Source organism: Halorutilus salinus (assembly GCF_026242195.1).
GTDB classification, from domain to species: Archaea; Halobacteriota; Halobacteria; order Halobacteriales; family Halorutilaceae; genus Halorutilus; species Halorutilus salinus.
In genome coordinates, this window is record NZ_RKLV01000001.1 from 254761 (window position 1) to 273090 (window position 18330).

The following is an 18330-nucleotide window of genomic DNA, read 5'->3' on the forward strand; positions in this document are numbered from 1 at the left end:
ACCACCGATATGCACGACGTAGAACGTTACCTAAGGATACGGAGCGCGTACGCGCCGTCTTTCCTACACGACGGCTCTCTACTGTACATGAACGACGCCACGGGCGCGGCTCAGGCTTGGCGCGTCGACGAACCACTCGGCTGGCAGTCTCAGGTCACCTTCGGCGACGAACCCGTCTCTTTCGCCGTGGCTTCGCCCGAACGCAACGAGCTAATCTACGGACGCGACGAGGGTGGAAACGAGCGCACACAGCTTTTCCGCGTCGACGCCACGGGTGTGGACGAGGTCGCTCTCACCGACGAACCCCAAGCCAAACACCGCTGGGGCGGATGGTCGCACGACGGAGAACGGTTCGCCTTCGCGTCGAACCGACGTGACAGCCGTGTCTTCGATCTCTATGTTCAGGGACGCGACGAGAAAGATGCCACCCTCGTCTGTGAAACAGACGGCTGGTACTCGGTCGTCGGATGGCTGTCCGACGACTCGGCTCTCGTCGTCCGTGAGGCGCGTTCGAACTTCGACCACGATATCTACACCGTCGGCACCGACGGCGGCGAACTCGAACGCGTCACCGACGCCGAACGCGAGACGCGTTACAGAAGCATCAACCCGTCGCCCGACGGCGGTTCGCTCTACCTCTCGACCGACGAGGGCAACGATACGCTGTACCTCGGACGTCTCGACATAGAGACGGGCGAGATGGAGAAGGTCGTAGACGGCGGCGACCGAAACGTCTCCGGCGTCTCCGTCGACGACGAGACGGGTAAGGTCGTCTACGGGAGGAACGTCGAAGGCTACACCGAACTCCGTACGGCGGAACTTGACGACGGCGAGCTACACGGACTCCCTACGCCCGACCTGCCTGACGGCGTCGTAGGCGGCACGTCGTTCGGACACGACGGCGACCGTTTCGCGGTCACCGTCACGCAACGGAGACGTAACCCGAACATCTACGTGGTTGAGTTTGAGACGGGCGAGGCGACACGGTGGACGGACGCGACGACGGCGGGTGTACCGCCCGAAACCTTCGTCGGTTCGGATGTAGTCCGTTACGACTCCTTCGACGGTCTGAGCGTACCCGCGCTCTTCTCGACACCGGACACGGAGCGCCACGAACCGCCGTACCCCGTCGTCGTCGACATACACGGCGGTCCGGAGAGCCAACGCCGTCCATCCTTCTCCGGACTCCGTCAGTACCTGCTCGGTTCGGGGTACGCGCTTCTCGAACCCAACGTACGCGGTTCGACGGGGTATGGGCGCGAGTACACGACGCTCGACGATCGCCGGAAACGTATGGACGCCGTCGGCGACATCGGTGCGGCGCTTGACTACCTCGCCGAAAGGAACGATGCCGACGAGGAACGCGTGACGGCGTACGGCGGTTCGTACGGCGGCTTCGTCGTGCTCGCCGCACTCGCTGAGTACCCCGAACGTTGGGCGGCGGGTGTCGACGTCGTCGGTATCGCAAACTTCGTTACCTTCCTCGAAAACACGGGCGAATGGAGGCGCTCGCTCCGCGAGGCGGAGTACGGCTCGCTCGACGAAGACCGTGAGTTCCTCGAAAGGATCAGCCCTATCAACAACGCGGATGAGATACGCGCGCCGTTGCTCGTCATGCACGGTGCGAACGATCCGCGCGTACCTGTCGACGAGGCGGAGCAGATAGCCGACGAGGTATCAGAGCACGCGCCTGTCGAGAAGCTGATCTTCGACGACGAAGGGCACGGATTCTCAAAACGCGAGAACCGTATAGAGGCGTACACGACGATGGTCGACTTCCTCAACGAACACGTCTGACCCTAAGGCTTACACGGGTGACACGCCAACCTCAGCCATGGAGAAGGTAGCTATCGAAGATGTCGAAAACGAGGTGAACCCGATGCGCTTCCATTCGGTACGCCGCCCCGTCTCACGCGCTCTCGGCACCGAACATTTCGCCATGAACTACTTCGAACTCGAACCCGGCGAGTCGTTTTCGGGCGGTATGCATACCCACCACGATCAGGAGGAGGTGTTCTACGTTCAGGAAGGGACGGCGACGTTCGAGACGCCCGACGGCGAACCCGTTGTCAGGGAAGGCGAACTCATACGTTTCGCTCCGGGCGAGTACCAGAAAGGGTGAACTACCTCGGAGGGTCAAGTCCCGAGGCTTCCCAGTTCAACGACACGCTTTGCATCGACTGCCTCCCGCTGAGGCGACGACGCAGGGAGCGCGGTCTGCATGGGCGTCACTTCGGAGCGTCCCTCTCCTACCTGCTTCAACCCGCGACTGAGAATGTTCTTCGCCGCGTTCAAATCTCGATCCTGCGTGTGACCGCAGGCCGGACAAGAGTGTTCACGCACCCACAACGGTTTATCCGTGGCTACGCCACACGATGCACACTCTTTGGTCGTTCCGGCTGGTTCAACACTCACAACGTGCGTCCCGTGTAGGTTAGCCTTGTATTCCAGCAGTTCGAGAAACCGCGACCATGCGGCATCTTGCTTGTTTTTCGCGTTCTGGGATGTTTCCAACATTGGCTTCACATCCAAGTCTTCGACAGCCACAAGATCGTATTCAGTGACCAACCACGTTGTGAGTTTGTGCTGGAAATCCTGCACTTTGCGCTTGATCTTTCGGTTGGCTTTCGCCACCCGTTGGCGTTGTTGCTCCCAGTTGTTCGATCCATGTTGCTTCCGCGAGAGGTTTCGTTGCTCGCGCCGCAACCGCTCATATTCGTCACTGAGACCGAGCGTCCCGACTGCGAGGTTATCAGATGTGTGGATGTAGCTGGTGATGCCCAGATCAACACCCACGCAATCTGTTGGCTCTATCTCACTGAGGGCTGGTTTTTCCGGTGCCTCGTCCACCTCAACGACGAGTGAAACATACCATTCGCCGGTTGGCTCTTTTTTCAGTATAACTTCGTCAATCTCATCGGCATCGGGAACAGGTCGATTAGCGCGAATGTTGAACCAGCCGACCTTTTCGAGTCGGAGTCGCACGAACCTCTCACCGTCCGTGTTGTGATCCACGTTGAAACGGCTGGATTGGTTGTACGATACTGACCGAAATTCACCACTACCTTGCCACCGTAACCGCCCAACATCATAGCCATTGTCTCGACGTTCAGACAGCGTTTCAAGATCGCTGTGGATTTGGCTAATCGCCTGTTGTGCGGCGTGTCGGGATGGCTCTGCGAAGATCGGTCACCGGTTTACCCATTCAGTGAGCTTATTATGTTGGTCATAATCTGATGGTCGGTGGCTATGGTCAGATTGATAGTAATCTCTGACGGCGTGATTCCGAATCTGCCGGAGGATGTCGATCTGCCGCCATGCTTCGCTAGCGACCCCATTGGGGAGATACGCGCGAAAGCGAAGCGTTGCTTGCATCGAGTTAGTCCAGTTTTTTCACGGTGAGTTTCAGTTGATCGCCTGATTCGAGATCAAGCCCGTCACGGACATCTTCGGGGATCGTTACCTGCCCCCTGTCTCTGAGTTTTGGGTAACATTCCATCGTACTCAATACGATTATTCTTACTGAATCATATTAAATATAACGATTGTCGGCTTCACCTTCGGGGGTCAAGCCAAGGGAAATCAAAGATTTCCCGTATCCCGAAAAGCTCCCCTTTTCGAAGACCCTTAGGCAGTCGCCTTGGCCGCCTGTACAACGACCCCGACGAGGGCGACGGAAACGAACGCGTCGTCGGTTTCGCACTCGGCGCACCCGGCGCATCCCACGACTGGGACGAACTCGAATCACTCGTGCCCTGCACGGACTGCGGCGAGAGGAAGCCACACGGCGTCGAACTCGCTGACGGAGCCTTCAAACTCACCTGCGAGGACTGCGGTAACACGTTGGAGATAGGCGGATAACGAAACCCTCTCGTACGGTGCAGGCGTATCTTATACGTGGAGATAAGAGAGCTATACGCCGCGCTTGTCGACCTACACGGCGAACCCGACGGTGCCCCGGTCGAACACGGTAACGGCGAGGGGGTACGCCAGCTTCTGACGACCATACTTTCACAGAACGTCGCCGACACACAGACTGCACGCGCCACAGAGGCGCTTTTCGAAGCCTACACCGACTACGCGGCGATCGAGAACGCCGACACCGACGAGCTCGCCGAGGTGATCTCCGTCGTCGGTCTCAAGAACCAGAAGGCGGAAAGGATACAGCGCGCACTCACCGCGGTACGTGAGGAGACGGGCGGCTACTCGCTCGGCTTTCTCGACGGGATGGACACCGACGAGGCGCAGACGTGGCTCGAAGATATCAAGGGCGTTGGACCTAAGACAGCCAACGTCGTCCTCAGCTTCGGATTCGGGAAGCCGTCGTTCGCCGTCGATACACACGTCGAACGTCTCTCCAAACGTTTCGGTCTCGTGGACGAGACGGCGACGAACGAACGCGTCCACCGCGTTATGAACCGGAGGGTACCCGACGGTATCAAGTACGAGCTACACGTCCTCATGATAAACCACGGGCGTGGGTTCTGTACCGCACGTAACCCCGACTGCGACAATCCCGTCTGTACACGTTACTGCTCGTGCGAAGTCTGCTCATAGACGACCTGCCCTAAGAGCTTTCCGGCTGTCCCGACAAGACCGTCCATGCCAACGCAGGACGAGGGTAAGCCGGGCGACCTGTTACGTGAACGCGCGGGAGAGGGGCGCAGGAAGCTCTGGTTCCTTCTCGAAGCCGACCGCTGGCTCGTGACCGCGGTTTTCATGCTGATCGTCTTCGTCGCGCTGTCCGCCGCGGGCTACCTCCTACCTTCTGCGGAGAAAACACTCCTAAACACCGACTCCGTCGACACGGTCTTCCAAGGCTTCCTGACGGCGACCATAACCGGTGTTACGCTCGTCCTTACGCTCAACCAGCTCGTTCTGTCGCAGGAACTCGGCTCCGTGAGCGACCAGCGCGAACGTATGGAAGGTGCGTTGGAGTTCCGCAGTGACACCGCGGATACACTGGACGTGACCGTCAGCCCCGCCAAGCCGTCGAAGTTCCTCCGAGCCTTGGTTCAGGAGTCGGGAAGCTCGGCTAAGAGCCTCCTCGACTCCGTCGGTGACGACGGGGAGATTGCCGACGATGTCGAGAACCTGACCGCGGGTCTCGTCGAGAACGCCGAACGCGTCTCACAGGGACTCGACGGCGCGCAGTTCGGCGAGTTCGATGTCGTCTCATCCGCCCTCAACTTCAACTACTCGGGAAAGATCTTTGCGGCGCAACGTATCCGTGAACAGTACGGCGACAGACTCGGTGAGGACTCCGTGGAGGAGATAGAACGCCTCGTCAAGCTACTCAAGACGTTCGGGCTGGCGCGCGAGCATTTCAAGACGCTCTACTTCCAGTGGAGCCTGATCAACCTGTCGAGACGTATACTCGTCGCCGCGGTACCCGCACTCGTCGTATCGGCGGTCATGGTACTCTTCTTCGATGCCACGGCTTACACACATATCGGCAACGACACGCTCGTTCTCTTGATCGTATCTGCCGTGACCGTAGCCGTCTCGCCGTTCATGATACTTCTGGCGTACGTTCTCAGGATCGCTACCGTCACCAAGCACACGCTGTCGATAGGTCCTTTCGTGCTCCGTCAGGACGACGACTTAGCCGAGATTGACCTGACCGACTCGTAAGGCTCAGACGGTTAGACGCGTCCCCATCTCTATCTCGAAGCCTTCGCGTCTCGTCTTCTCGAAGCCGACGCCGTTGTACAGCCTCACCGCCGCGCGGTTCCATCTTTCGACGCTGAGCCAGACATCGCGTACGCCGCGGTCGTAGGCGAGCGAGAGAACACCGCGTATCAGACGTGAACCCACACCCGCGTGCTGGTGGCTCTGTGCGACGAATATGGCGAGTTCGTGCGCGTCCATACCTTCGTCACCCACGAGCGTCGCGTGACCCACGGCGTCGTTGCCGTCCCACGCGACGGTGTTGACGCCTTCGAGTATACCGTCAAGCCACCGCTCAAGCGCGTCGCCGCGTACGGGCGGTATCCCCTGCGCACGGTCGCCGGGGTCGAACTCCTCGTACATGCTCAGAAGCGCTTCCCTTTCGCCGTCGTACTCACGGACTTCGATCGCGCGCCCTTCGCCGTCGTCGAACTCGAAAGGCGTCTCCGGGAACCCCGACACGTCGGTTATACCTTCCCCGTTCATCGAACTAACTTCACCGAGGTATGTGAGTTTAGGAGGACGAACTCGGCGACGCGTCCAACCTGTATCTTACCCATCGCGCTCGTCTCCCCCCCGCCGAGAACTATCTCGTCGTATCCGTTGCTCTCCGCGAACTCGACGAGGGCGCTTCCAGGATCGCCCGAAAGCCGAACCACGTCCGCGTCTACACCGTATTCTTCGATTATACCTTCGACGCGCTCCTCCACCTCGTCGCCGGCGGGTGTGCTGTCCGGGTTCTCGATGACGGCGACCGTAAGCTCGTCTCCGGTCTCCGCTACCCTGTCGAGCGTATGCTCCAGAGCACGTATTGAGTCGTCGGTGCCTCCTATGCCCAGAACTGTCTTCATCGTAGGCGCTTCGTGTCCGCACCGGATAAGTGTGTGTACTACCGTCGCCGGTGAACGACCTCTCGGCTCAAACGAACTGAGGCTTGTCGGACAGAAGCAGAGGCGTATACCGTTCGCGTGTCGGCATGCCCTTGACGCGTTCGTTTATCTCGTCGACGAGTTCCTGAGGAGTCTCCGTCCGCTCCTCGCCTTCCTCACGCACACGGACACTTAACATACCGTCTTCGACCTCTTCGTCACCGACGACGGCGATGTAAGGCACCCAGTCCTGCTCCGCCTTACGTATCTTCTTACCGACTGTCTCGTCACGGTCGTCGATGTCGGCGCGTATACCCGCTTCTGAGAGCGTCTCCGCCACCTCGGCGCAGTGGTCGGTATGCTCGTCGCCTATAGGTACGAAACGAACCTGAGTCGGCGACATCCAGACGGGAAGCGAAGGGGTCTCGCCGTCGGCGTCCTTCTTCTCCGCCGCGGTTTCGAGCAGGGCGGCGAAGGCGCGCTCGATACTTCCCGACGGCGAGTAATGGAGAAGAACGGGTTCGTGTTCACCCTCGTCGTCGTAGTACTCGATATCGAAACGGTCGGCGCTCTCCACGTCTATCTGAACCGTCGGGTTCTCCATGGGTTCGCCGCCCGCGGTGACCGCGAGGTCGATTTTGACGCTCCAGTAGTGTTTGCGCTCAGGTATGACCTCGATGAGAACGGGTTCGCCTATCTCGTCGGTGATATCCTCGAACCATCCGCGGTGGTCGTCGAAGTAGTCGCGCGTCGTACGTAACGCCGCCGTGTAGTCCAGACCGAGGTCGTCGCCCGTGCGGTATCCGAGTACCGCCTGCTTCCTGAACTCGTCCTGTGCCTCCTCCATGTCGGCGCACGCGGTATGCATGTCGGGCATCGTGAAAGCACGGAGACGTTTGAGACCCGACAGTTCGCCGCGCTGTTCGCGCCTGAACGAGTACTTCGACATCTCGTAGACGCGTAGAGGAAGGTCGTTCGACGCGATATGCATGTCACGCATCACGGAGAACTGTCCGAAGCAGGCGGCGAAACGTAGCATCATCTTGCGGTCGCCCGACTCGAACCTGTACTGACGCTCACCGAACTTCTCCGAGTGCTCGTGTATGCAAGGCGCGCCGAGGTCGTACATGATAGGCGTCTCGACGGGCATACCCCCGTAATCGACGACGAGATCGTCAACGTAGTCGATGAGAAGGTCACGCGCGCACTTGCCGCGCGGGTACCAACGGAAGTTTCCGGGGTCGCTTAGCCCGTCGTAGCCCACGAACTCCTTGTCCCGCATCATACGTATATGTGCGTCCTCCTCTCCTTCTTCGCCGCCTCCTCCTTCACCTATCTCGTCGTCTATCAGCGTACGTAGGTCGTCGTCCCCCTCGTCGCGGAACCCTTCAGCGTCGTGTACCTCGCCGTCGGGCGTCATAACGAGGTAGTCGCTCGGCTCCGTCTCCTCTTCGTCTTCCTCGTCCTCCTCGTCCGCCGTCACCTCACGCGGTTCGACGACGCGCGAAAGCTCCGACATGGGGTGCCCCTTGCACGAAAGCTCGAACGACTTGTACCAGCCGAACGGCGCGCGCTGAACCTCGTATCCGTGTCCCTCTCGAAGCGCGCCCGCGATACGTTTCAGGGCTGAGACGGCTGTTTCGGGCGACGCGAGATCCTGAGAAAGATGTGCGTAAGGGTAGACCATGACGCCCTTGACGCCGAGTTCGTCCGCAACGTCGACGATCTCCTCGACCGCACCTTCTACGACACCGTCGACATCCTCCTCGTCACCCTCCTCGACGGCGATGAAAGCCGTCAACGCCTCTTCGAGACGTCCTTCGAGAGCCGGTTCGTCCTCCGCGACGGGCGTCTCGTCCCTTGCCTCGTACTCGATGTAGTCCGAGTGTATCAGCAGTAGCTTCATACCCCGAAGTTTCCGCCCAGAACTAAGTAGCTTCCGTATCATGTAGACGTATGGAGCGCCACGATCATACGACGTGCGACCTCTGCGGCGGTCGTGTCGTACACGTTCACTGTGAGTACCGGTGCAAACGTTGCGGATACGTCCGCGACTGCTCCGACCCCGACAGGTAAGAGACGAACGTTCCGCGACCCGTGACACTTTTGTCGCCTCCGTCCGACGTAACCCTAATGAGCTTGGTATGTTCTCTCGCGGGTCACGACTGGGGGGAGGAGCGCGTTGAGACGGAGCGCGACGAGGCACGCGGACAGGTTGCGGTCACGGAGCGCGAGTACCGCGAATGCACGCGTTGCGGCGAACGGCGTATCATCTCAGAGAACACAGAGGTGCGTCCCACCGCCGACAACCGAGAGGAGACGGACGAAACGCCGGTCAAGGAAACCGAAGCCTCCGACGCCCAGACTGAGATGGAGGAGGAGGAGAAGTCGACGTTTGCGCCGTCCGACGGCTTCGATACCGACGAGACGGAGGACGCCGCCATAATCGAAGATACGGAGATGGAAGGCGTGACCGAACCGGGGGAAGTCGAGGGCGACGAAGACGGTGTACAGAGCCGCGTACGTGAGTCGACGGGCGCGGAGGTCACGCGCGAGACTACACCCGACGGCGACGAAGACTACGTCTGCCCCGACTGCGGATTCTCCACCTCCGACCCCTCTCTCCGCGCGGGCGACATCTGCCCCGACTGCGGCGGATACCTCGAAGAGACGTAGCGCAACGCATTTGTCGCACCCCCGCTTTTCGCGTACATGCGCTACTACAAGATGCGCCGCGGAGAGTATATCGACGAACGCGTACCCGATATGCGTGAGAAGGTCGAGGAGTACTTCGGCGGTATAGGCGGTACCGACGACCGCGACGGCGTTGAGATGTACGTCGTCAAGGATACGATGGTCTTCGACCGCGTCGAGGTCGGCGTCGACGAGCGGTCGAACGCGAAGGATCGTCTCGCCGTCCATTTTGAGGAGAAGGACGTGTCGACACTACAGGAAGAGGGGCTTCTTGACGAGGCGGGACCGGCGCGCGAAGCTAAGAACTCCTTCCTCAAAGACGTGACAGGACGCGACGCCAAGTCACGCCGCGAGTCGATGAAACGCGACGTGGAGCCGGACGAGGACGTGGACGTCTAGCGCCGCTGGGTTTATACACAAGCAGGGTTTACCTTGGCTAAGGAAAAACCGATGGACTCGTCCGAGCTGTTAGATATACTCGGAAACCAGAACAGAAGGAGCATCCTACGTCTCCTGTCTCAGAAGCCGTGTTACGTCACTGAGATAAGCGAGTACATCGGCGTCTCGCCCAAGGCTGTTATCGACCATCTGGAGATGCTTGAGGAAGCCGGTTTGGTCGAGAGCCACGTCGACGACCGCCGGAGGAAGTACTTCCATATATCACGTAGCCTACGTCTTGAGGTCGATGTCTCGCCGTACAGGTTCGGTGTGAAGAGCGCCTACCCGTCGCGGTGTAGGACGAAGGTTAGCTACGAACACGTCGAGATAGACGGTGTTGACGACGATGTTGAAGATCTCACAGCGCGTCTCGAACGTCTCGAAAAGATAAAGAACGAACTCTCCGTGGCTCAGAGACACGTGCAGTCACGTATGGAGGAGGTAATGCAACGTATAGAAGAGGAAGCCGATGAAAACCGTGCGCGGAACGGCGACGGTTAGCCTTCGAGTTCGTCCTCTATGGCGTCCTGTACCGCCGCGTAGTCGTTACCCTCCACGACCGTCCCGTTGATGTAGAAGCTCGGTGTCGCGGTTATCCCCATCTCGTTCGCCTCGCTCCTGTGGCGCTGTACTGTCGCTGTGTACTCGCCCGAACTGATAGCCGATGCGACGTTGGCGTCCACATCCGTCTGAGACGCGTACTCGGCGATACTGTTCGCGCTACCCCACGTCGCCCCGTTGCCTTGGTTCTGGAAGGTCAGACGGTGCCATCTCCAGTAGCTTCCTCGGTCGTTCTCCCAGACCGCCGCCGCGGCTTGTGCAGTGTTCGCGGAGTCGTCGCTTCCTATGAAGTCGACGGCTTTGAACGTGAACTTGACATCCCCTGTCGCTATGTACTCCTCCTTGAGGTCGGGGAAGCTGTTACGTTCGAAGCTCGCGCAGTGCGGACACGCAAAGTCGCCCACGTAGACAACCTCTACCATACCGTCGATCTCCTCGTCTGTCGCGTTCGCGGAGACGAGCGTCGGATCCTCGCCTCCTGCGGCGCGTACTGTCTCCCACTCCTCAACCTCGGCGGAGCTTCCCGTGAAGAAAAGGAAGTACGCCAAGACGCCTATGATCCCTACAACCGCAAGCAGGGCTACGTACGACCAGAGTTCGGAGCCTTCACCGTCACCGCCGCGTTTCCTCTCTTTCTTCTTCTCTTCTATCCTGCTATCGTTCGACATATGGCTGTGGTATGTCGTTGACCGACAAAACTCTTGTTGCCTCGTTCCGTACGGGCGCACGATGGACGCCAAGCCGGATCACCGCCACGCCGCCCTCATCGTCGCCATGGTTGCGACGTCGGGGAGCCTGTACTTCAGTCTCGTCATGGGTCTCGTTCCCTGCGACCTCTGCTGGTACCAGCGTATACTCATGTACCCTCTCGTCCCTTTCATAGCCGTCGGTCTGTGGCGAAACGACAGCCTCGCGTCGTACGTTCTACCCCTCTCCGTCGGCGGCTTCGCGGTCGCACTCTACCACAACTACCTACAGATGACGCCAGCGACAGGCGCGTGTACGAGCGAGGTGCCGTGTACAGTCGTCCAGTACTCGTTCCCCGGATTAGGGATCGGTGGGTTCACCCTGTTCAACGGCGTTACGATACCCCAGATGAGCCTTACGGCGTTCGGTATTATCACGGTGCTTTTCCTCCTGCCCGTCGTAGCGCGGGTTAGATGAAGACCGAGACGCGCGAACTTATGCGCAGGGCGGGTGTCCGTCCCGACGGTTCGACCGACCAGCACTTCCTCGTCGACGACCGTGTGCTTGACCGTGTGGTCGGCTACGCGCCCCAAACGGACGGCGGACATGTCCTTGAGATCGGCGGCGGCGTCGGTAACCTCACCGCCCGTCTTGCAGAGAGGTACGACAGCGTGACCGTGGTTGAGGTCGATCACGAACTCGCGCGTTTTCTCAACGACGAGTTCGGGGGTGAGTCCGTCGAGGTCGTACACGGCGACGCCACGGAGGTCGACCTTCCCGACTTCGACGTCTCCGTCTCCAACCTGCCTTACTCGGCGTCGTCACCCATTCTCTTCCGTCTACTCCCTCATGGCGCTCCTCTCGTCGTCACCGTACAGAAAGAGTTCGCCGAGCGCGCAGTCGCCGAACCCGGCGGTGACGACTACGGACGCCTGTCGGTAACGACACGCAGGTACGCCGACGCGGAGATACTCGAAACAGTGCCCCCCTCCGCCTTCTCGCCCCCGCCGGAGGTCGAGAGCGCCGTACTCCGTTTCGAACCCCACGAGGTACGCGGCGACGGCTTCTTCGACGACATCGTGCGCGCCGTCTTTACGCAACGTAGAAAGACGCTCAGAAACGCACTCCGTAACACGACGCATATGACAGAGATCGACGAGGAGGACGTGTACAACGTCCCCGAAGAACTCCTTTCGAAACGTCCCGGTAAGATGACGCCCGAAGGCTTCGAACGCGCCACGGACGCCCTGCGCGGTGACGCCGAGGTATGACCGACAGCGTCTACCCGCCCTCGGAGGACAGCTACCTTCTACGGGACGCCGCGGTCGGTGAGGTACGGCGCGACGACACGGTTCTTGAGGTCGGAACGGGTAGCGGCTTTGTCGCCAAAGCCCTCGCCGACGAGGCGCGAACCGTCGTCGCAACCGACATCAGCAACGAGGCGGTGCGTGCCGCACGCGAACGCGGCGTATCCGCCGTCCGAACCGACCTCGTCGCCGCGCTTGACGCGCGTTTCGACCTCGTCATCTTCAACCCGCCGTACCTCCCCGACGACGACACGACGCCCGACGACGCGATGGCGGATGCCCTCGGAGGCGGCGAGACGGGACGCGAGGTCGCAGAACGTTTCCTAGACACGGTTCCGCGCGTACTCGCCCCCGACGGACGTATACTTCTCGTCACGTCGTCGCTGTCCGGCGTCGAGGCGTTCGAGGAGAGGGAAGGCTACGAAGCCGAACGCGTCGCGTCGGAACGTTACTTCTTCGAGGAGGTCGTCGTCCTACGTATGCGCCCTACGCCGTAGCGTCCTCGAAGGCGTCGCGGAACTCGGCGGCGTCTTCCTGTATCTCGTCGGTCGCATCCCCCAATGCGTCGAGCGGGTCGCCGCCGTCGGTCTTGATGTACAGGAGAGGCTCCGTCTGCCCTCCGCTCTGTTCGGGGTTCATGTCGTACGTCGCCGCCTCGACGTACTCGATACGCAGAAGTGCGTCCTTGAGGACGTTCATCAGCGTGTGATCCTCGCCACGTACCTCCACCTCCGTCTCGTCGTCCGTCTTCGACAGTATCTTGACGTTCATCGTTGTGTTTAGGCGGGTTACGAGTTTCAAGCTTGCGGTCGTCCGTCCGCGTCGTTGGTTATATGGAAGCAGAAACCCAAGAGACCGACGTGATACAGGAGATCTCGTACGTCGCCCTGTCGGTCGTTCTCATACTCCTCGCGGTCACGGCGTACGTCTCACGTCCGTCGGTTCTGCATACGACCGCCCGTCGTGCGCGCGAGAGGTTCGTCGCTGGTCTTCCCCTCGGCACCTTCGTTATCGTCTCCGTCAACGTCGTATTCTTCGTCTTCGCCCAACGCGCATACACGGGCGACGTTCTCACCGTACCGTACCTTTCGTGGTCGTACGTCTACCCGACGGGGTTTCTTACGGGACCCGTGGGGCATGCAGGCGTCCCACATATCGTCGGCAACCTGACGGCGACAGTCGTGTTCGCACCCGTCGTCGAGTATGTCGTCGGACATAAGATCGACCTGTCGGGCGAACGGGCGCTCCACCCTCTCGTCCGTGCTCTCGTCGGCGTCCCTCTGGCGTGGTACGGCGTCGGTGTCTTCGTGTCTTTCTTCTCGTGGGGACCCTCCATAGGGTTCTCAGGCGTTGTCTACTTCTTCTTCGGCTTCGCCGTCGTCTTCTACCCCGTCGTATCCGTCGGACTCCTCGTAGTTACGGACGCCTTCCGAACCCTCCTCGGCGCTCTCCGCCGTCCCGTGACGGCGTCTACGGCGGGCGAGAGCTACATCACGCCGTCGTGGGCTAACATCGCACTCGACGGACACGTACTCGGTCTTCTCGTCGGCGTCGGTGTCGCCGTACTCGTCGCACGACGCCGTGGGGCGAACCTTGACGCCTACCGTGTCGGCACGGCGGTCTTCGTGCTCGGACTCGCTCAGGGTCTGTACGCCGTCTGGACTGTCGACGGCTCCACCTACGTGCTGTACCGCGCCTTCGGCGTCGCGTTCGTCGCACTCCTCGCTGTTCTCGTCGCCTACTTCGTCGAGATCGAGTCGTCGTCGCCCCCGTTTACCCAGCTCGACAGCTTCGCCCCGCGGCGTACGGTCTCCGTCTCGACGTTACTCGTACCTATTGTCGTTATCTGCGTCATCGGATTAGTAACGGGTCTCGGCACCGTCTCGACCGTCGACGACGTCGACACGGTCGAGGTGGACGGATACTCCGTCTGGTACGGCGAGGACGTTGAGAACGAACGCGTCGTCTCCGTACCGTTCATCGACGCCGCACCCGTCAACTTCACAGTAAGCGGCGTTATCGTCACCAACGAAGACCGGGGTATATGGTACCGCGCCGCATCGAAGGGACGTCTGCGCACGGATCCGTCGCGCTCCTTCCTCGTGGGCGGCTTGGGATGGTACGACGAGGTTACTGTCGAACGCGTCGGTCTTGAGTCCTCGACGGGTAACACGTCTTACTCGGTTCTCGTTACGACGCGGAACGAGACGCGCGCCGTCTACGACTCACCGCCCGCGCCGACGGCGACGACAGTAGACGGCTGGGGTGTTAACCTGACAGTCGACGGCGGCGAACGTGCAGTAAGGATGCGCCGCGGCGATCGGACGCGCACCGTACCTCTCAGGAACACGTCGTTCACCGTCGAAGGCGTAACCTTCACCACCCGCGACGGTCGTATACTCGCAGGCGTCGGCGACGAGACACGCGCCGCCGTCGGACGTATCACGGGCGCTCGTCAGGATCTCGGCTGAGTCAGACATCCCTGCCGAACTCGATACGGTACACCTCTATATCTATCTCGCGCTCGTCGTCGTCGTGGAAGCCGAAACTCCGGTGAAGAACGAGCGTCGTCCCGAATGCGTCGGTTATCTCCGCGCTATCGTCTAAGAAGGACTCGACGAATCCGAGGCTACCCGCGTTGTGGACCGTGTATGCCACGTCCGCAACGTCGGCTGAGCGCAGGAACGGGCGATCCGCACCCTCGTTCTGCGCACCGAACGGCGGGTTCATAACCACGGTGTCGACGCGCGTAACCGGAAGGCTCCGTACGTCGGCGTGTACCCAGTCGGTTCGCGCCTCTACGTCTACGGACGCCGCGTTACGACGCGCGACGGTGAGCGCATCCCTGTCGATGTCGACGCCGACCACCCGCGCGCCGTACATAGCCGCGCCTATACCGAGAACACCCGTGCCGGATCCGAGGTCGAGAACCGTCCCGTCAAGATCGCCGTTACCCCACGCGAACTGGAGTATATCGCTCGCAACCCCCGCGGGCGTCTCGTACTGCTCCAGCGACGCGTCGGGATCCTCGAAGCCTGCGAGAACCTGAAGACCCATCTCGACCTGTCTGCGCATATACGGCGTACGCGCCCAAAGCTAAAAAGGCAGGTCGTTCTACACACCGTATGTACGACAAGATACTGTTCCCGGTGAGCTTCTACCTGCTCGATCACAACGAACTCGCGGATCACCTCGTTGGAATAACGTCGGGCTTCGACGCTTCGGTACACGTCCTTTCGTTGACGCTTTCGGACGAGGGAAGACAGGATGTAGAGGATCACAGAAACGCGTTCAACAGCTTTGAGACGCGTCTCAAAGGCGAGGATACCGAGTTCACGTCCGAACTCCGTGACGAACCCGTCGAGTACGCCGACGTTGCGGACGTTATAGCCGACGAGGCGGAGGCGTACGACGCCGTCCTCGTCGGACACACGAAGGTGCGTGAAGGCACGGAGCGCACAACCGCCGAGTCGCTCATAAACCGTCTCTCGATCCCCGTCTTCGTCGTACCCATGTCGACGCCGCGTTTCCGCGATGTCTGACATACGACTGACGGAAACTGTATATGCGGGCGTTCCATACTACCGTCCATGAAAAGCACGGCAGTAATCGCCATCGTCGCCGTCTTAGCTACCTCGGCGGCTGTCGCGCCACCGGTTTCCGCGCAGGACGCCGGCATCTCCGTACAGGTCTCTGTCGCGAGTGAGACGTACGACGACGGCGAACGCGTCGACGTTGACGAGGACGAACTCACGGTCAACGTTACGGTTGAGTCGGAGAACGAACTCAACGTTCTCAGATCCACGCTCCATAGCAGGTCGATAATACGTGGTGTGACGGGTAACTCGTACAACACGTCGCACGTCCTCGAAACACGTGTCGGACCCAACGAGTACTCCGTCGTGGCTGAGGACGTTGACGGGGTCATTGAGCGCCACACGGTCAACTTCCACAAGGAGGCTACGACGGCGCGCGAACTGAGACGTGTGGTCGAACGTCTTCAGAACCGTAAGGATCGAATTGAGGACGATATAGACAGTCTTGAACAGCGCAGGAACGAACTCCGTGAGACGCGCAACAACCTGTCCGAACGTCTCAACGAGACAGAAGCCGCGGGCGGAGACGCCACCGACGGTGAGGAACAGGAGCCGCAGGGTCTACCCGGCTTCGGTGTTCTCGTCGCCCTCGTCGCCACCGCGCTCGTCGCACTCCGGCGGAAGTAATATCAGCCGTCGTCCACTCATACAGTCCCGATGAAGAACCACGTCGTCGTTCTTGGATACGGCTCACTCACACGTCCCGTTCTTGACAAGCTCGGTGAAAGAACGCGGTACGTCGTCGTAGCCACCGATCCCGAACTCGCCGACCGTCTCCGTGACAGAGGCTACGACGTGGTCAAGACAGAAGCCGTGGACGAGGAGGCGCTCGCCGAAGCGGGTGTCAGGGACGCGCGCGCCGTGGTCGTCGCGAGCGAGAACGACGCCGACGACGCACTCGCCATACTGACGGTGAACGAAGCCTCCCCGGATGTCGAGGTGATAGCCGTAGCCTCCAGCTCGGAGAACGCCGGAAAGCTCAGACGCGCAGGAGCCGATACCGTCGTCAGCCCCGCCGATATCGTCGGTAAGCTACTCGTCGAGTCGGCTCTGACGGGTAAAGATACGGAGAGGATAGTCGAGGAGATGCGCGACAGGATCGCCCGGAGATAGGCGTCTGTCTCACCCCTCTCCTTCCCCGTCGTCCCCCTCAAGCTCCTCGCCCAGAACCTCATCTGCGACAGTGCCCGTGTCCTCGCCGGTAAGCGCCGACTCGACGAGGAGATCCCCCACAATACTCGCGGGGCTGATAACCGTGTCCGCGCCCGCACGCCGTAGCTTACGTACGTTCTCCTCGTCGGCGGCGGAGACGACTATACGCAGGTCGGGGTTCATCTGGCGCGCCGTGAGAACCGCGAGTGCGTCGTCGGCGTCGTCGGCGGTAGCCGCCACGACGGCACGTGCCTTCTCCACGCGCGCCCTCTCCAGCGCCGACTCGTTGCTCGGGTTCGCAGTCACCGTCATGGTTCCACGGTCACGGAGCCTCGAAGCCACGTCGTCGTCGGGCGTCAGAACGACGAACCCCGCCCTCTCACCAAGCTCGTCGACTATAGGCGACGTGTCGCCCGTGTATCCGAGAACGATCACATGGTCTTCGAGCGTCTCCAGCTGTAGCTCGGTCATCCTTCCGAGAGCCTTCGAAAGACGTGCCTCTATCGCGGGCGTTACGAGCGAACCGAGAGCGAACGCGAAAGCCGCTGTTCCGACGACGACGAACGAGATGGAGAACGTCCGCGCTAACTGACTTGTCGGTACGGCGTCACCGTACCCGACGGTGCTGACGGTTATGACCGTGTAGTAGAGAGCGTCGACGGGCGTCTCGATACCCCCGAAGCCGTCACGTAACGCATAGCTCCCCACTGTTCCGTAGACGAGCGCCGAGACGAGCGCACCCACCGCCGCCCACTGCCCCTGGTCGAGCGTCAACCGGCGCGAGAAACCCGACCGACCCGCCGCTACACCCGGAACAGCGACGACCGAAAGGACGACGAGAGGCACGGACAGAACGTTCGACTGCGCGACGCCTTGGAGCGCCGTAACGGGAAGAAGCGCGAGCGACGTGTACCATGCGACGCGCAGACGGTGACTCAGACCCCACGCGCTCAGGAGCATCGCAAACCCCGTGAAGGCACCCGTCAAAGATACGAGCGACCGGACGGTATCAGGTACGTACGCCGCGAGCGGCGTCACGTATGGCTGGTACGAAAGTGAGACGACGCCCGTCACCACGGAGATTATACCGACGATCGCCGTGAGTGCGACGGCGGCTGTCTCGCGCCTAGGCATACGTACTTAACCTTCCCTTTTACATAAATAACCCCTGCGACAGATGTCGAATATGAAAGAAAAATCTATATATTGAGGAATTTACCGATGGCTTAGGGTGGAAGATGAGCGACTCATACACAAGGATAAACAGAAGGGCGATTATCTTAACGTGTGTCTTAGTAGCCGGCTCTTTGACGGTAGTTACTACCGCAGGAGCCACCGTAGCACCTGAAGATGGAT

At 60.6% G+C, this 18330-nt stretch carries 20 protein-coding genes and 3 pseudogenes; 14 read left to right on the forward strand and 9 right to left on the reverse strand.

Translation table 11 applies throughout. The features are described from left to right. Positions 1-9 precede the first annotated feature (9 nt). Both EGH25_RS01365 and EGH25_RS01370 read left to right on the forward strand, forming a co-directional pair. Positions 10-1797 (forward strand): S9 family peptidase, encoded by a 1788-nt coding sequence (locus EGH25_RS01365; protein ID WP_266085599.1) that lies wholly within the window; start codon positions 10-12, stop codon positions 1795-1797. Positions 1798-1834: 37 nt separating this feature from the next. Further along, positions 1835-2119, forward strand: a pseudogene (locus EGH25_RS01370) (cupin domain-containing protein); the annotation flags it as partial. 17 nt (positions 2120-2136) lie between these two features. Here EGH25_RS01370 and EGH25_RS01375 read toward each other — a convergent pair. Then, positions 2137-3375: pseudogene (locus EGH25_RS01375) on the reverse strand (RNA-guided endonuclease InsQ/TnpB family protein). A 4-nt stretch (positions 3376-3379) separates the two neighbouring features. Next, entirely contained in the window at positions 3380-3499 is a 120-nt protein-coding gene (locus EGH25_RS12200) for an AbrB/MazE/SpoVT family DNA-binding domain-containing protein (RefSeq protein ID WP_276591868.1), read from the reverse strand. 398 nt (positions 3500-3897) lie between these two features. On the opposite strand from EGH25_RS12200, the gene EGH25_RS01380 reads away from it, so the two are divergent. Both EGH25_RS01380 and EGH25_RS01385 read left to right on the forward strand, forming a co-directional pair. Further along, positions 3898-4557: an endonuclease III domain-containing protein gene (locus EGH25_RS01380; protein WP_266085600.1), complete on the forward strand. Its 660-nt coding sequence runs from the start codon at positions 3898-3900 to the stop codon at positions 4555-4557. A 45-nt stretch (positions 4558-4602) separates the two neighbouring features. After that, positions 4603-5634, forward strand: a complete 1032-nt coding sequence (locus EGH25_RS01385; protein WP_266085602.1) for a DUF7972 family membrane protein — start codon at positions 4603-4605, stop codon at positions 5632-5634. Between the two features lie 3 nt (positions 5635-5637). Here EGH25_RS01385 and EGH25_RS01390 read toward each other — a convergent pair whose 3' ends face one another. The 3 genes from EGH25_RS01390 to EGH25_RS01400 form a co-directional block, all read right to left on the reverse strand. Then, on the reverse strand, positions 5638-6156 hold the full coding sequence (locus tag EGH25_RS01390) for a GNAT family N-acetyltransferase (protein ID WP_266085604.1): 519 nt from the start codon (positions 6154-6156) through the stop codon (positions 5638-5640). Continuing rightward, entirely contained in the window at positions 6153-6521 is a 369-nt protein-coding gene (locus EGH25_RS01395) for a universal stress protein (RefSeq protein ID WP_266085605.1), read from the reverse strand. Before EGH25_RS01395 ends, EGH25_RS01390 begins: the two co-directional genes overlap by 4 nt. 67 nt (positions 6522-6588) lie before the next feature. After that, positions 6589-8445 (reverse strand): threonine--tRNA ligase, encoded by a 1857-nt coding sequence (locus EGH25_RS01400; RefSeq protein WP_266085606.1) that lies wholly within the window; start codon positions 8443-8445, stop codon positions 6589-6591. Positions 8446-8672: 227 nt separating this feature from the next. Here EGH25_RS01400 and EGH25_RS01405 point away from each other — a divergent pair, with 227 nt between their 5' ends. From EGH25_RS01405 to EGH25_RS01415, 3 genes and pseudogenes are all read left to right on the forward strand, one after another. Next, positions 8673-9215, forward strand: a complete 543-nt coding sequence (locus EGH25_RS01405) for a DUF7093 family protein (RefSeq protein WP_266085608.1) — start codon at positions 8673-8675, stop codon at positions 9213-9215. A 36-nt stretch (positions 9216-9251) separates the two neighbouring features. Beyond that, positions 9252-9632: a DUF5611 family protein gene (locus EGH25_RS01410; RefSeq protein WP_266085610.1), complete on the forward strand. Its 381-nt coding sequence runs from the start codon at positions 9252-9254 to the stop codon at positions 9630-9632. A gap of 51 nt (positions 9633-9683) precedes the next feature. Further along, positions 9684-10151: pseudogene (locus EGH25_RS01415) on the forward strand (ArsR/SmtB family transcription factor); the annotation flags it as partial. Positions 10152-10168: 17 nt separating this feature from the next. Here the strand turns inward: EGH25_RS01415 and EGH25_RS01420 are convergent. Further along, complete coding sequence (locus EGH25_RS01420; RefSeq protein ID WP_266085611.1) at positions 10169-10900, reverse strand: DsbA family protein; 732 nt, start codon at positions 10898-10900, stop codon at positions 10169-10171. Positions 10901-10961: 61 nt separating this feature from the next. Here EGH25_RS01420 and EGH25_RS01425 point away from each other — a divergent pair, with 61 nt between their 5' ends. From EGH25_RS01425 to EGH25_RS01435, 3 genes are read left to right on the forward strand one after another with little or no spacing between them, the layout of a single operon-like run. Continuing rightward, entirely contained in the window at positions 10962-11396 is a 435-nt protein-coding gene (locus EGH25_RS01425; RefSeq protein WP_266085612.1) for a disulfide bond formation protein B, read from the forward strand. Further along, positions 11393-12190, forward strand: a complete 798-nt coding sequence (gene rsmA / locus EGH25_RS01430) for a 16S rRNA (adenine(1518)-N(6)/adenine(1519)-N(6))-dimethyltransferase RsmA (protein WP_266085614.1) — start codon at positions 11393-11395, stop codon at positions 12188-12190. The genes EGH25_RS01425 and rsmA overlap by 4 nt, the downstream gene beginning before the upstream one ends. Continuing rightward, on the forward strand, positions 12187-12723 hold the full coding sequence (locus tag EGH25_RS01435) for a HemK2/MTQ2 family protein methyltransferase (RefSeq protein ID WP_266085616.1): 537 nt from the start codon (positions 12187-12189) through the stop codon (positions 12721-12723). Before rsmA ends, EGH25_RS01435 begins: the two co-directional genes overlap by 4 nt. Here EGH25_RS01435 and EGH25_RS01440 read toward each other — a convergent pair. Further along, positions 12713-12997, reverse strand: coding sequence for a DNA-directed RNA polymerase subunit L (locus EGH25_RS01440; protein WP_266085618.1), 285 nt, complete (start codon positions 12995-12997; stop codon positions 12713-12715). The genes EGH25_RS01435 and EGH25_RS01440 overlap by 11 nt on opposite strands. A gap of 62 nt (positions 12998-13059) precedes the next feature. Between EGH25_RS01440 and EGH25_RS01445 the strand changes: the two genes are divergently transcribed. Next, complete coding sequence (locus EGH25_RS01445) at positions 13060-14697, forward strand: rhomboid family intramembrane serine protease (protein WP_266085620.1); 1638 nt, start codon at positions 13060-13062, stop codon at positions 14695-14697. Position 14698: 1 nt separating this feature from the next. On the opposite strand, the gene EGH25_RS01450 is transcribed toward EGH25_RS01445, so the two are convergent. Then, positions 14699-15301, reverse strand: a complete 603-nt coding sequence (locus EGH25_RS01450) for an METTL5 family protein (protein ID WP_266085621.1) — start codon at positions 15299-15301, stop codon at positions 14699-14701. 50 nt (positions 15302-15351) lie between these two features. Here EGH25_RS01450 and EGH25_RS01455 point away from each other — a divergent pair, with 50 nt between their 5' ends. The 3 genes from EGH25_RS01455 to EGH25_RS01465 are packed head-to-tail and all read left to right on the forward strand — an operon-like array spanning position 15352 to position 16935. Beyond that, positions 15352-15768, forward strand: coding sequence for a universal stress protein (locus EGH25_RS01455; protein WP_266085623.1), 417 nt, complete (start codon positions 15352-15354; stop codon positions 15766-15768). Between the two features lie 48 nt (positions 15769-15816). Further along, entirely contained in the window at positions 15817-16449 is a 633-nt protein-coding gene (locus tag EGH25_RS01460; protein WP_266085625.1) for a hypothetical protein, read from the forward strand. 30 nt (positions 16450-16479) lie between these two features. Further along, a complete protein-coding gene (locus EGH25_RS01465) occupies positions 16480-16935 on the forward strand; it encodes an NAD(P)-binding protein (RefSeq protein WP_266085627.1) in 456 nt (151 codons plus the stop codon). A 9-nt stretch (positions 16936-16944) separates the two neighbouring features. Here EGH25_RS01465 and EGH25_RS01470 read toward each other — a convergent pair whose 3' ends face one another. Then, the gene (locus EGH25_RS01470) at positions 16945-18108 is read right to left on the reverse strand and encodes an NAD-binding protein (RefSeq protein ID WP_266085629.1); all 1164 of its coding nucleotides are present in this window, start codon (positions 18106-18108) and stop codon (positions 16945-16947) included. Positions 18109-18330 lie beyond the last annotated feature (222 nt).

What these genes read in the sequence shown, in the direction of transcription:
- EGH25_RS01460 (WP_266085625.1), top strand. Translation starts at nt 15,817, where the DNA reads ATGAAAAGCACGGCAGTAATCGCCATCGTCGCCGTCTTAGCTACCTCG.
- EGH25_RS01435 (WP_266085616.1), top strand. Translation starts at nt 12,187, where the DNA reads ATGACCGACAGCGTCTACCCGCCCTCGGAGGACAGCTACCTTCTACGG.
- EGH25_RS12200 (WP_276591868.1), bottom strand. Translation starts at nt 3,499, where the DNA reads ATGGAATGTTACCCAAAACTCAGAGACAGGGGGCAGGTAACGATCCCC.
- EGH25_RS01365 (WP_266085599.1), top strand. Translation starts at nt 10, where the DNA reads ATGCACGACGTAGAACGTTACCTAAGGATACGGAGCGCGTACGCGCCG.
- EGH25_RS01410 (WP_266085610.1), top strand. Translation starts at nt 9,252, where the DNA reads ATGCGCTACTACAAGATGCGCCGCGGAGAGTATATCGACGAACGCGTA.
- EGH25_RS01385 (WP_266085602.1), top strand. Translation starts at nt 4,603, where the DNA reads ATGCCAACGCAGGACGAGGGTAAGCCGGGCGACCTGTTACGTGAACGC.
- EGH25_RS01450 (WP_266085621.1), bottom strand. Translation starts at nt 15,301, where the DNA reads ATGCGCAGACAGGTCGAGATGGGTCTTCAGGTTCTCGCAGGCTTCGAG.
- EGH25_RS01470 (WP_266085629.1), bottom strand. Translation starts at nt 18,108, where the DNA reads ATGCCTAGGCGCGAGACAGCCGCCGTCGCACTCACGGCGATCGTCGGT.
- EGH25_RS01445 (WP_266085620.1), top strand. Translation starts at nt 13,060, where the DNA reads ATGGAAGCAGAAACCCAAGAGACCGACGTGATACAGGAGATCTCGTAC.
- rsmA (WP_266085614.1), top strand. Translation starts at nt 11,393, where the DNA reads ATGAAGACCGAGACGCGCGAACTTATGCGCAGGGCGGGTGTCCGTCCC.
- EGH25_RS01465 (WP_266085627.1), top strand. Translation starts at nt 16,480, where the DNA reads ATGAAGAACCACGTCGTCGTTCTTGGATACGGCTCACTCACACGTCCC.
- EGH25_RS01400 (WP_266085606.1), bottom strand. Translation starts at nt 8,445, where the DNA reads ATGAAGCTACTGCTGATACACTCGGACTACATCGAGTACGAGGCAAGG.
- EGH25_RS01390 (WP_266085604.1), bottom strand. Translation starts at nt 6,156, where the DNA reads ATGAACGGGGAAGGTATAACCGACGTGTCGGGGTTCCCGGAGACGCCT.
- EGH25_RS01405 (WP_266085608.1), top strand. Translation starts at nt 8,673, where the DNA reads ATGAGCTTGGTATGTTCTCTCGCGGGTCACGACTGGGGGGAGGAGCGC.
- EGH25_RS01455 (WP_266085623.1), top strand. Translation starts at nt 15,352, where the DNA reads ATGTACGACAAGATACTGTTCCCGGTGAGCTTCTACCTGCTCGATCAC.
- EGH25_RS01395 (WP_266085605.1), bottom strand. Translation starts at nt 6,521, where the DNA reads ATGAAGACAGTTCTGGGCATAGGAGGCACCGACGACTCAATACGTGCT.
- EGH25_RS01440 (WP_266085618.1), bottom strand. Translation starts at nt 12,997, where the DNA reads ATGAACGTCAAGATACTGTCGAAGACGGACGACGAGACGGAGGTGGAG.
- EGH25_RS01420 (WP_266085611.1), bottom strand. Translation starts at nt 10,900, where the DNA reads ATGTCGAACGATAGCAGGATAGAAGAGAAGAAGAAAGAGAGGAAACGC.
- EGH25_RS01425 (WP_266085612.1), top strand. Translation starts at nt 10,962, where the DNA reads ATGGACGCCAAGCCGGATCACCGCCACGCCGCCCTCATCGTCGCCATG.